Source organism: Ruegeria sp. CDSB117 (assembly GCF_059611005.1).
In genome coordinates this window covers 163,430-174,235 of the sequence record NZ_JBXWOS010000010.1, presented here as the reverse complement: position 1 = coordinate 174,235, position 10,806 = coordinate 163,430, and the positions used below count along the sequence as shown (strand labels likewise).

Annotated in this window: 15 protein-coding genes; 11 read left to right on the top strand and 4 right to left on the bottom strand. The window is 54.0% G+C overall.

Annotated elements, in window-relative coordinates:
• The 5 genes from ehuA to AC2FJC_RS13380 all read left to right on the top strand — a co-directional run.
• The coding region (gene ehuA / locus AC2FJC_RS13400; protein ID WP_496739880.1) for an ectoine/hydroxyectoine ABC transporter ATP-binding protein EhuA at positions 1-678 on the top strand (678 nt) is incomplete at its 5' end.
• Positions 679-793: 115 nt separating this feature from the next.
• On the top strand, positions 794-1,729 hold the full coding sequence (locus tag AC2FJC_RS13395; RefSeq protein WP_496739879.1) for a M24 family metallopeptidase: 936 nt from the start codon (positions 794-796) through the stop codon (positions 1,727-1,729).
• A 9-nt stretch (positions 1,730-1,738) separates the two neighbouring features.
• Positions 1,739-1,894: a hypothetical protein gene (locus AC2FJC_RS13390; protein ID WP_496739878.1), complete on the top strand. Its 156-nt coding sequence runs from the start codon at positions 1,739-1,741 to the stop codon at positions 1,892-1,894.
• Between the two features lie 16 nt (positions 1,895-1,910).
• Complete coding sequence (locus AC2FJC_RS13385) at positions 1,911-2,618, top strand: gamma-glutamyl-gamma-aminobutyrate hydrolase family protein (protein ID WP_496739877.1); 708 nt, start codon at positions 1,911-1,913, stop codon at positions 2,616-2,618.
• The gene (locus AC2FJC_RS13380; RefSeq protein WP_496739876.1) at positions 2,530-3,213 is read left to right on the top strand and encodes an IS6 family transposase; all 684 of its coding nucleotides are present in this window, start codon (positions 2,530-2,532) and stop codon (positions 3,211-3,213) included. The genes AC2FJC_RS13385 and AC2FJC_RS13380 overlap by 89 nt, the downstream gene beginning before the upstream one ends.
• A gap of 35 nt (positions 3,214-3,248) precedes the next feature.
• Here the strand turns inward: AC2FJC_RS13380 and AC2FJC_RS13375 are convergent, their stop codons facing one another.
• Positions 3,249-3,554, bottom strand: coding sequence for a hypothetical protein (locus tag AC2FJC_RS13375; protein ID WP_496739875.1), 306 nt, complete (start codon positions 3,552-3,554; stop codon positions 3,249-3,251).
• 317 nt (positions 3,555-3,871) lie between these two features.
• Between AC2FJC_RS13375 and AC2FJC_RS13370 the strand changes: the two genes are divergently transcribed.
• Positions 3,872-4,927 carry a tyrosine-type recombinase/integrase gene (locus AC2FJC_RS13370; RefSeq protein ID WP_496739874.1) on the top strand — a complete coding sequence of 352 codons (1,056 nt, stop codon included), beginning with the start codon at positions 3,872-3,874 and terminating at the stop codon, positions 4,925-4,927.
• Between the two features lie 56 nt (positions 4,928-4,983).
• Here the strand turns inward: AC2FJC_RS13370 and AC2FJC_RS13365 are convergent, their stop codons facing one another.
• From AC2FJC_RS13365 to AC2FJC_RS13355, 3 genes are read right to left on the bottom strand one after another with little or no spacing between them, the layout of a single operon-like run.
• Complete coding sequence (locus AC2FJC_RS13365) at positions 4,984-5,328, bottom strand: type II toxin-antitoxin system RelE/ParE family toxin (RefSeq protein WP_496739873.1); 345 nt, start codon at positions 5,326-5,328, stop codon at positions 4,984-4,986.
• Positions 5,325-5,582, bottom strand: coding sequence for a type II toxin-antitoxin system ParD family antitoxin (locus AC2FJC_RS13360; RefSeq protein ID WP_496739872.1), 258 nt, complete (start codon positions 5,580-5,582; stop codon positions 5,325-5,327). Before AC2FJC_RS13360 ends, AC2FJC_RS13365 begins: the two co-directional genes overlap by 4 nt.
• A 3-nt stretch (positions 5,583-5,585) precedes the next feature.
• Positions 5,586-5,837, bottom strand: coding sequence for a hypothetical protein (locus AC2FJC_RS13355; protein WP_480685960.1), 252 nt, complete (start codon positions 5,835-5,837; stop codon positions 5,586-5,588).
• A gap of 884 nt (positions 5,838-6,721) precedes the next feature.
• On the opposite strand from AC2FJC_RS13355, the gene repA reads away from it, so the two are divergent.
• The 5 genes from repA to AC2FJC_RS13330 all read left to right on the top strand — a co-directional run bounded on the left by repA (position 6,722) and on the right by AC2FJC_RS13330 (position 10,805).
• Positions 6,722-7,906, top strand: a complete 1,185-nt coding sequence (gene repA, locus AC2FJC_RS13350) for a plasmid partitioning protein RepA (protein ID WP_037317392.1) — start codon at positions 6,722-6,724, stop codon at positions 7,904-7,906.
• Entirely contained in the window at positions 7,906-8,874 is a 969-nt protein-coding gene (repB, locus tag AC2FJC_RS13345; RefSeq protein WP_496739871.1) for a plasmid partitioning protein RepB, read from the top strand. Before repA ends, repB begins: the two co-directional genes overlap by 1 nt.
• Before the next feature lie 178 nt (positions 8,875-9,052).
• Complete coding sequence (locus AC2FJC_RS13340; protein ID WP_496739870.1) at positions 9,053-10,147, top strand: helix-turn-helix domain-containing protein; 1,095 nt, start codon at positions 9,053-9,055, stop codon at positions 10,145-10,147.
• A gap of 95 nt (positions 10,148-10,242) precedes the next feature.
• A complete protein-coding gene (locus tag AC2FJC_RS13335; protein ID WP_170555471.1) occupies positions 10,243-10,527 on the top strand; it encodes a CopG family ribbon-helix-helix protein in 285 nt (94 codons plus the stop codon).
• On the top strand, positions 10,524-10,805 hold the full coding sequence (locus tag AC2FJC_RS13330) for a type II toxin-antitoxin system RelE/ParE family toxin (protein WP_496739868.1): 282 nt from the start codon (positions 10,524-10,526) through the stop codon (positions 10,803-10,805). The genes AC2FJC_RS13335 and AC2FJC_RS13330 overlap by 4 nt, the downstream gene beginning before the upstream one ends.
• Position 10,806 lies beyond the last annotated feature (1 nt).

The following is a 10,806-nucleotide window of genomic DNA, read 5'->3' as shown; positions in this document are numbered from 1 at the left end:
GTCACCGTGATCGGCCCGTCCGGCTCGGGCAAAACCACCGTGTTGCGCATGCTGATGACTTTGGAAACCATCAATGGTGGTGTGATCTATGTCGATGGCCAACCGCTTACGCATATGGCCAAAAACGGGGTTCTGGTGCCCGCCGACGCAAAATACCTGCGTCGGGCGCGGTCCTCGATCGGTATGTGCTTTCAGCATTTCAACCTGTTTCCACATATGACCGCCCTACAGAACTGCATGGAAGGGCCGGTGCATGTGCTGGGTTTGCCAAAGGCTGAGGCCCGAGAACGGTCCGAAGAGTTGTTGTCGATGGTCGGCATGATCGACAAGAAGGACCAGCATCCGTCACGTCTGTCCGGCGGTCAGCAGCAACGTGTCGCCATCGCCCGGGCACTGGCCATGCGCCCCAAGGTGATGCTTTTCGATGAAGTCACCTCGGCGTTAGACCCTGAGGTGATCGGCGAAGTGACCGGTGTCATTCGCAAGCTGGTGGCCGAACATAACCTCACCATGTTGATGGTGACACACCAGATGGGCTTTGCGCGCGATATCTCGGACCGTGTCTGTTTCTTTTATCAGGGGAAGATCGAAGAACAGGGTCCTCCGGAGGGTCTGTTCGGCAATCCCCAGCGTGAGCGAACACAGCAATTCCTGTCCGCCGTGAAGGCGGCGGATTGAGCATAAAATCACACCCACAATCGATTTGACGCATGGCAGTGCGTGCCAACGTCTTCGCTGCAAATGAAAAGGAAGCAAAAAAATGGACTTTCCCATTCAATAGTATCGCCAGCGATTGGCAAGGCTGCAAGAAGGTATGGAAGCCGCAAATCTGCCAGCCCTATTGATCCACCAGCCGCAGAACATTCGCTATATCAGCGGGTTCTTCATGATGTGCTATTTTTTCTATCATGCTCTGTTGATCCCAGCCAAAGGCGAGCCAGTTCTGATCGTACGTGACATGGAAGCACAGGCGGTCAACGTTTCATCCTGGGTCAAAACGATGGCTGTGTGGAGCGACAACAAAGACCCGATGCTGGTGGGCTCGAAGGCTGTGCGTGAGGCGCTGAGCCTGGCGGGCATCCCGCAGGGACGTGTCGGTGTCGACTACCAGTCATGGTTCCTTACCCCCGAGCGACTGGCGTATTTGACCGATGCGCTGCCGGATTTCGAGTTCGTCCCGGAACCGCATCTGATCGAAACTTTACGCATCATCAAATCACCCCTGGAGATAGAACAGCATCGGCGGGCCGCACGCGTGGTAGAAGCGGGTGTTCAAGCTGGCATCGACGCCGTTCATACCGGCGTTCGGGAAAATCAGATCGCCGGGGCGTTCAATAGTGCCATGCTGTGTGCTGGCGGTGAATTGGCGCCCGAACAGGTCATGACGTCAGGCGAACGCACATCGGAAATCCACGGCGGCGCGACGGCGCGCGTCATCCAGCCCGGTGACAACGTCTATCTCGAACTGACAGGGAACGTAAACTGGTATGTCAGCCGCCTGATGCGAACCGCAGTCAACGGAAAGGCCACCGATGAAAAAAAGCGGGTTGCCGACACCATCATCCGCATTCAGGACGAAGGCATTGCCATGATGCAGCCCGGGGTGCGCGCGGGCGACGTCGATGCCTACATGCGCAAGGCGTTGTTGGATAGCGGTGTTCGAACGGAATACACCAACCGGACCTCTTACGGTATTGGGCTGACATTTTTCCCATCGGTTGGCGAATAAAATCGGGACATGGTCCCGGATGTCGACTGGGTGTTCGAACCCGGAATGGTGCAACACGCCTTGATGATGGGCCAGGGGATGGGATTCAGCGAAACGGTTCTGATTACCGAGAACGGGCCTGAACTTATTACCCAATTTGAGAGAAACCTCATCGAAACCTCGTGAGCAGGAGCTTAGACACATGCGAAAACCTCTAATCGGCATCACTCCGGACTACGATACAAATGGGCCGGACCCGATGTATAAATGTCACCGTGCCTATTGCGACGCCATTACCCGTGCAGGCGGCATCCCAATCCTTTTACCGTATCTCGATGACGCGGACGCGGACGACTTCCTGTCTTCGCTTTCAGGCTTTGTTCTGACCGGAGGTATCGACTTTGCACCGGAACTCTATGGCGGCGAACACAGCTCACGGCTCGAACTGATAGACCCGGATCGAGACCGTTTCGAGATCGCCACGATCAACTACGCACGCGCCAATGACATCCCGCATTTGGGCATTTGCCGGGGTATGCAACTTATGAACGTACTGTCCGGGGGCGATATTTTCCAACACGCGTTGGATTCCTTACCTGACGCACTGGAGCACCGCCCGCCCGGTTTTTGTTTTCACACAAAGGTGCATGACATCATCGTTGAACCGGATTCAAAGCTCGGAGAGATATACAATGGCCGTCACAGGTTTGCCGTGAACAGTCTGCACCATCAGGCGGTCAACAGGATCGGCGCTGGCCTGAAGGTGACGGCGCGCGCCGAGGACGGCGTGGTCGAGGCGCTCGAAGACCCCTCCGCGTCCTTTGCGATCGGCGTCGAATGGCACCCTGAGCATAATCGCCCATGCAGTGTGGTTGTACGCCCGTTTCAATCTATGCCTACGGGAAGTTGAAGAGATGCTGCTGCAGCGTGGGATCGACGCGTCTTACGAGACTGTCCGGCGTTGGGTCATTAAGTTCGGGCCGCAGATCGCTCGCAAATTGCGACAGCGACAGGACCGTCCCGGCGATATCTGGCATCTCGATGAGGTTGTCGTGAGAATTTCTGGTCGCAAGTATTGGCTTTGGCGCGCGGTCGATCAACATAGTGTCGTGCTGGACGAAATACTCCAACCGAATCGGGACAAACGAGCGGCAAAACGGCTGTTGCGCCGCCTGATAAAGCGTCTTGGTTATGTTCCCAAGCGGATCATCACGGACAAGCTGCGCTCATATGGCGCGGCCATACGAGAGATCGCGCCGGGTCTGGATCACTGGTCGCACAAGGGGCTCAACAACCGCGCCGAAAACAGCCATCTACCGTTTCGAAAGCGAGAACGGACGATGCAGAACCATCGGTCTCCAGGAGGATTACAGCGGTTCGTGGCTACCCATTCAGCCATTCGGAATTGCTTCAGTGTCCCTGCAGGCCGTCGCTCCGCATTAACAATCAGATATCACCGTCTCGAAGCGTTTGACGCCTGGATTTCAGCCACTCGAGCGCTTTGAAATCTGAACATCAGCATTTCTTGGTGGGTTCAAAGTTAATGTGACAACACCGGGCCGCATCTAAACAGCATTTTCCGTTTTTCCGGTCGCGCGGCAGCACGTTCGGACAATTCGATTTGGATCGCAGTGGCGCAACGTACGGCCCGAACAGGACTACCGAACTCCGCAATAAACCCGTCTCCTGAACTGCCGAAAAGTCTGCCTCCGAATTGTTTTATGTTTTGTTCGATCAGATTCCGGCTGGCCATAAGTTCGGCAAGGGTCACCTCTTCATCGTTATGCATCAGCCGCGAATAACCGACGACGTCCATCGCAAGAATAGTGAGCAAGCGACGTTCCAAATTACACCTCCTCCAAAAGGAGCTTAACTATCGTGAACTTCAGTGCCTAGCTTAGCGTTGCCTTCGCTGCCCTGTTCGTCATTTGGACGCATCGCGCACTTCGTTGCTCCGATGCGTTATTCACCAGATTTGTTCAAAACTTTTCAATGGAATCCCGCCGAATTTGCTGCGATCCGAATAAGCTAACCGCTTTATACGCAAAAACTTGCCCTTTTGTTCATTAGCTCTGTTGCACCACTAAATCACTATTATACCCGATAAGTATCCCTTATCACATATGATTGAATTCTGACCTGAATTGGCGCAGGATACACTTCATGAAGCCCCCTGCCCCCTATCTTCCCGGCCCCACCCCGTCCCTGTCGCACGCAGATCAGGAGGCGCTGACGGATCTCTATATCCGCGGCACGCCGAACAATACGCTTAGGGCGTATGAGCGCGATCTGCTCTACATCACCGCCTGGAAGGCTGCGCGCTTCGGGTCGGCGCTAGACTGGCCCGAAACGGAAGCGGCGGCGCTGGCTTTCATTCTCGACCACGCCCGCGACCTGAGCGACGCACCAGAAGACGACATCGCGCGTGTAACCACCGAAGCTCTGATCGCACAAGGGCTACGCAGATCGCTGGCCTGCCCTGCCTCGTCCACCTTGGACCGGCGCATTGCCTCCTGGCTGGTCTTCCACCGGATGAAGAACCTCGCCGCGCCCTTTGACGCGCCGCAAGTGAAACAAGCCCGTGCCAAGGCCCGCCGCGCCGCCGCCCGGCCCCCTGCCCCAAAGTCGCAGCATCCGATTACTCGTGACATCCTCGAACAGCTGCTGGCCACCTGTCGCGGTTCCCGCCGCGATTGCCGCGACCGCGCCATCCTGATGCTGGGTTGGGCCAGCGGTGGTCGGCGCCGGTCGGAACTGACCGGGCTGATGCGCGAGGATGTATCGCTCAAGGAATTTGAGGAAAAAGATCGTGTTTGGATCTCATTGCTGGAAACCAAGACGACCCAGAAGGGCGAAACGCCGCGATTGGTGCTGAAATCCCGCGCAGCGCAGGCTTTGGTGCATTGGATCGATGTGGGTAGGATCAACGACGGCCCTTTGTTCCGCCCTGTTTCCAAAGCCGACCGGGTTCTGAAACGACGCCTCAGCCCGGATGCGATCTATCAGATTGTTCGGCACCGCCTGAAACTGGCCGGGCTGCCAGAAGATTTCGCATCACCGCATGGGCTGCGCTCAGGGTTTCTGACCCAGGCCGCGCTGGATGGCGCCCCGATCCAGGCCGCCATGCGCTTGTCCCTGCACCGCTCCATGGCCCAGACACAGAAATACTACGATGACGTGGATATTGCAGAGAACCCTGCGACAGACCTGCTGGGGTGAGCACATACTGCCTACTTAAAGAATTCCCAGCTTGAGGGAAACTCCGGCTGCTGTGCCTATGTCTTGATTCCTGTCGCATCCGTTAACGTGGCCAGCGCGGAAACATGTCGCGGCAGGTCGCAGCGGGAATGCAAGATATCAACAATGATCACCGCGTCCGGCTGATCCAGGTAGACTAGGAAGTGCTCTCCCGCCCGTACATATCTGAGATCAGCTGCCTCCTCTACCAATATAGAACAGCTGCGGCTGGCCGCCCTGCCCTCCGTAATGGCCTGACAGCGCGATATCAGTTCTTGTTCATAAAGATCGGCTTGATGCCGTCCAAACTTGTCGATGGTCCATCGGGCAATTTCCACCAGGCTGGCTTCAGCACGGCGTGTCAGTCGAAAGGGTTTGGTCACGCTTTGGTTCGTGCCTTTACAAAGGCACGACGGATCGCATCCGTACCGCCGCCTTCTGCCAGATCTCCTGCCTGAGCCTGGGCTACGCCCTCCTGCAGGCCTTGCCTGAGAGACACCAGTCCCGCCTCTTCCCGCTCCAGAAGACGAAGACCAGCGCGCAACGCTTCACTGGCGTTCTGATAGCGACCGGACGCAACCAGGTCCTGCACCAGTTGATCCTGCGTTTCTGTAAGTACGACATTGCGGGTTACCATGGCTTAAGCCTCCTGATTGGCAATATATGCCAACGAAGGTACTTGTTCAACAATTGAAGTTTCCACACCCGGTAGTTTAATCAAGCCGTTCTTATTGCCGGCCTGACAGAGCAAATAAGTGCTCACCGCCGTGGCAGGGTTAACCATCGCCCCTACGCTTTCGCAAATTCCAAACACAGGGCCGACCTCCTTGCCCCGAACACCGCCCATCCGATTACCGGTGATATTCTCGAACAGCAGATGGTCACCATTCAAGGTTCGTGCCGGGACAGCCGTGACCGGATCATCCTGTTACTGGGCTGACCTCGGGTAGATGGCAGCGTTCGGTGATCGGCGAGATCTTTTTGGGGGATGTGTCGCTGAAGGAATTCAACGAGAATTACATGATTTAATTGTCGCTGCTGGTAGTTGAGACCACCCAAAAAGACAAGACTCCACGGTTGGTGCGCAAGGGCCGCGCAGCGAAGCCGTTGGTGCATTGGAGCAAAGTGGGTCAGATCGAGGACAACCCCCTGTTTCACTCGGTCTCGAAATCTGGCTGGATTCGGAAACGCCCCCTTAACCTGGACGCCATCGCCCAGATCGTCAAACACCGACTGAAGGTGACAGGACTACGAAGGATTATGCCTCATCGCATTGGCTGCGCTCGGGATTCCTGACCCAAGCCGCGCAGGACGGCGCACCGCTCAAGACCGGTTTGCACCTATCGCACTGGCTCAGAAATGCTATGACGGCGTCGATATCGCCCAGAACCCGGCTGCGGATTTGTTGGGGTGTGATTCAACCAATCAGCTCAACTAACCCCCTAACCTTCCCTGATACCCTTCTTACAACGCACCTCGCTCATTCATGACACAGCCTTCGGCAGGACATGCTCCACTCAAAGCGGAGCATTTAGAGAAGTTTCACGCGCATGCCTGCTTGATCTGCGGAAGATCCACCTCTGATTTGAGAGCCCACAATTCTCTTCTACCGGGTTTACAACTGTAAACCACCCTGCTCTGATACAAAGCGCATGTAGTCTGCCGGTCAGCGCAGCCCACAATATAGGCGAAAATTCTTGACTTAGGGCAGTGAATCACGGCTGTTTGTCTCAAGTGGCGCGAAAATGACCACATTCTTTAATTTGAGGCAACTACATGATTCCCGTGACACCACTTACGGCAGATCGACCATCGGCACTCGCCACGGAAATTTCCGAGAGATTGAACTCGGCTATCCGAGAGCATCTTCTTGCTGCCTTTGCACCTGACAACACAAAATCACTACGCACATTCGCAGCACCAGAAGCGGCCGAACTTTTGGGCGTCTCGGGTCAATTCATGCGCAAGGTCCACTCAGAAGGTACAATTCCTGAACCAAAAGACGTGCGAAGCGGTCGACGCTACTATACTGCGCAAGAGCTTTGGGAAGCACGTGAAACGCTTGAGAAGACCTCGCGCAAACAAGGACGCTACATCCCTCGCCGGACGGAAGGAGAGAAACTTCAAGTTTGGCAGTTGATGAACTTCAAAGGCGGTAGCAGCAAAAGCACTACAACAATTCATCTGGCTCATTTTTTCGCGCTTCGCGGATACCGTGTGCTGGCCGTTGACCTAGACCCCCAAGGCTCGCTTACATCCATGTGCGGCATCAGCCCTGAAATCGAGTTCGATGGGCTAACGATATACGATGCCATTCGCTATGAAGACCCGGTTAATATGGCAGATGTCGTGCTTCCGACATATTTCCCCGGATTGTCTGTGGCACCGTCACGGCTTGTTCTTTCTGAATTTGAGACGGAATCCGCCGTCCACTCTAACCCTGACCATCCGTTTTTTACGAGAATACGGAATGCTCTGGCCCAAGTGGAAGACGATTTTGACCTTGTTCTTATTGATAGTCCACCACAACTCGGGTTCCTAACCATCGCGGGGATGGCTGCCGCCAGTTCTTTGCTCGTGCCCTTAACACCTTCTATGTTGGACGTGTCTTCGACAGCTCAATTTCTCGAACTTGCTGGTGCTTATATGGCTGTCATTGAAGACGCCGGCGCCACTCTCGAATACGACAGCTTCAAGTTCCTTATAACACGTGACGAGCCAACAGACGTTCCATCTCAACAGCTGGCTTCGTTCATGCGAGCACTGTTTCAGGACCGCGTTATGTCAGCAACGGCTCTGAAGAGCACTGCGATCAGTGACGCAACAATGCTCAAGCAGTCGATCTACGAGGTTGTGCGTTCGGAAATGACACGCGCAACCTATGACCGGGCAAAGAACTCAATGGATGCGATCGGCTCTGAGGTAGAGCAAATGATCCACCAAGCATGGGGACGTAGCTAATGGCTAGAAAATCTCTTCAAGAAATGTCGGGTATAGCGAGCACGATTGCACGTTCCGGATCTAAGACCGCAGACAGACCGGTAAGAGCCAACGCCCCTGCTCTCGGTGCGCTTCAAGGATCCCTTGCCGCAATTAGGGAAATTGACCCATCTCTCATAGACGATTGGGGACCGATTGATCGGCTTGGTGAGTTTACAGCTGTAAACCCTGATGAAGATGACGATAGCTTTGAGAGTTTGAAATCGAGCATCCAAGACGGCGGTCAACAAGTGCCCATCCTCGTTCGGAAGTCGAAAACCGAAGGTCGTTACGAGGCGATTTATGGGAGGAGAAGGCTCAAAGCATGTCGTGAGCTCAAAATCAAAGTTCGCGCCAATGTTCAAGATATCGACGATGCGTCGGCGCTCCTTGCCAAAGGCCTTGAAAACGCAGCGAGGCGCAACCTGTCCTTCTACGAAAAAGCTCGCTTTGCGGAAGCAATTCAGACTGCTGGGCATGATACAGCCACGGTGAAACGAGTTCTGAACCTGTCAGCATCAGGATTGTCCCACCTTACTAAGGTCACGCAAAACGTTCCTTTTGAGGTCGGAGAAATAATCGGCGCAGCTCCAAAGTCAGGCCGCCCGAAGTGGACTGCACTTGCTGAGCACTTCTTGGCAGGCAAGCTGACAATTGAAGACGCAACGGACTTGCTTCAAGCCGTCGAGCCATCGGTTTCCTCAGATGACCGGCTGGAAACCCTACTTAAAGCGGCCGCAAAACGTGGTGCCCGACAAAAGGACGGCGTTGGTGAAACCAGCCCCATTGATGGCGTGACTATCAAGTCCGGCAGCGGGTCTCTTACATTGTCAGTTAGAAAGACAGGTTCGAACGCGGATTTTGCTGAGTGGTTGGACAAAAATCTGACGAAAATCATCAAGAGATCACACGCCGAGTTTACAGCTGTAAACAACAAGCAAAATAACTGAGGACGAGCAGAAAGGAGGAAGGCAAGCAAAGAAAAACCCCCGAAACCGGAGCTTCGAGGGCTGCTGCGCTAAGCGCAATTCTTAGATTAGACACCTAGAATCTAGCAGTCCCCGAATCGCCATACAAGAAAAAACGCTCCTGAGCGAACGGGTATTTTTTGTCTGCTGACATAAACTCATGAAAACAGTGACAGCAATGGCTCCGTCAGGAGCAACCTTGTCGAGCTCGACAGGGCAGGGGACTTATACGCCCAAGAAATGGATTCTTCTTCGAGCCGTTGAAGAGGCGAGAGAGCCGCTTGGGCTGAAGTCCACTTCTCTCAACGTCCTAAGAGCAATGATTTCCTTTTTGCAAGGAGATCAGATTTCAGTCGATCAGGATGATGATCATATCTGCTTCGCATCCAACGCCGCGATTGCCAAACGAGCCCATGTCAGCGTTCCAACTGTTGAACGTCATATCTCGACTCTGGCCAAGCTTGGGATTGTCCGACGCGTAATGAGCTCAAATGGTAAACGTTGGGCACGCCGAGACCGACAGGGCAGGGTGGTCACAGCGACCGGTCTTTCCCTGATGCCATTGTCTGAAAGGCATGCTGAGTTCCTCCAGGAAGCCCAGAAGCATGCTGACCGCGTTCTCGAATTCACGTTACTCCGCGACAAGGTATCGGCCGCTCTGGCTCGTCTGAAAGAGCTTGTAGCAGACGGTGGCTCCATCACAGATTTGATGACCTCCGTGCGCAATGCGCTGCGCCGTAAGCCGGATGCGCGTGTCCTCCGGAAACTTCTGGCTGAAATCTCTGTGGAAATCTCAGAGATAACACCGGCTCATACCGGAAAAATGAGGGCCTATGACCATGAAAATGAGGGGCACAAAGAGGACTCTTTGAATCCGATAGTTAAGAAAGAAAAACATTCTCAGATTCAAGTTTCTCCAAATCAAATGGAGCGCAGCTTTCCACGTTTGTGCTCGGAACTTCGCTTTGCCCGGGATCAGTCACATTGTGACCGGCTTATGGACGATATCGCCGAGTACTTACGATTTGGTCAGACCTGGTATGCTATGAAATCGACATATGGCCCAGCTCTCCGTTTCATGGTGCTCGGATATATTTTTCAACGAGCTGAGAATATAAAATCTCACCAAGCTTATTTGATCTCACTGATCTCGAAAATCGATCGGGGAGATATGCAACCAACCGCATTGTTGACGCATAGTTCAAAAATCCGCGGAAGTGCAGGCCATACCCATGATATCTCCTCACGCTCATGAGTTCAGAACAATAGGTGCAGTACATGCCATCGGTCTATTGTGAATAGAATGCCAATGTATTACATTGTACTACAATACGGAAACAGGTGATTGCGATGAGTACCAGCCCATATTCAATCCGTCTCGATGAAGACCTGAGAAAGACCCTGGAACGGGAAGCTGCGATCGAAGATCGACCGCCTGCACAACTCGCCGTACGGGCAATTAGAATGATGTTAGAATCCAAGGCCGCTAAACGTGCAGCCATTGATGCGGCTGTTGAAAAAGCAGACCAAGGCAAGTTCATCACGGCAGACGAAATGAATGCCTGGATAGACAGCTGGGATACCGAGAATGAACTTTCGGCTCCGGTAGCAAGCGGGCAATCCAACAGCCAATGAAGATTATATTTCTCGAAGATACGGCCCGGGACATTCAATGGTTCCGTTACTACTACTCGTCAGTTTTTCCCGAAGGCAGCGAAAAGGCACGAACTCAGCTCAAAGCCATTCAGCTTACTCTTGCAGCCAACCCTTATGCAGGTCACCCGAGTGACACACGCCGAGACATACGGGAGCTTTCAGTGCCGCGAACCCCATTCACGCTGATCTATCGTGTAATGCCCACCCAGATAGAAATCCTGCGTCTCTGGGATACCCGCCAGGGCGCGGATTACTGAA

What these genes read in the sequence shown, in the direction of transcription:
- AC2FJC_RS13390 (WP_496739878.1), top strand. Translation starts at nt 1,739, where the DNA reads ATGGTCCCGGATGTCGACTGGGTGTTCGAACCCGGAATGGTGCAACAC.
- AC2FJC_RS13385 (WP_496739877.1), top strand. Translation starts at nt 1,911, where the DNA reads ATGCGAAAACCTCTAATCGGCATCACTCCGGACTACGATACAAATGGG.
- AC2FJC_RS13370 (WP_496739874.1), top strand. Translation starts at nt 3,872, where the DNA reads ATGAAGCCCCCTGCCCCCTATCTTCCCGGCCCCACCCCGTCCCTGTCG.
- AC2FJC_RS13360 (WP_496739872.1), bottom strand. Translation starts at nt 5,582, where the DNA reads ATGGTAACCCGCAATGTCGTACTTACAGAAACGCAGGATCAACTGGTG.
- repA (WP_037317392.1), top strand. Translation starts at nt 6,722, where the DNA reads ATGATTCCCGTGACACCACTTACGGCAGATCGACCATCGGCACTCGCC.
- repB (WP_496739871.1), top strand. Translation starts at nt 7,906, where the DNA reads ATGGCTAGAAAATCTCTTCAAGAAATGTCGGGTATAGCGAGCACGATT.
- AC2FJC_RS13340 (WP_496739870.1), top strand. Translation starts at nt 9,053, where the DNA reads ATGAAAACAGTGACAGCAATGGCTCCGTCAGGAGCAACCTTGTCGAGC.
- AC2FJC_RS13335 (WP_170555471.1), top strand. Translation starts at nt 10,243, where the DNA reads ATGAGTACCAGCCCATATTCAATCCGTCTCGATGAAGACCTGAGAAAG.
- AC2FJC_RS13330 (WP_496739868.1), top strand. Translation starts at nt 10,524, where the DNA reads ATGAAGATTATATTTCTCGAAGATACGGCCCGGGACATTCAATGGTTC.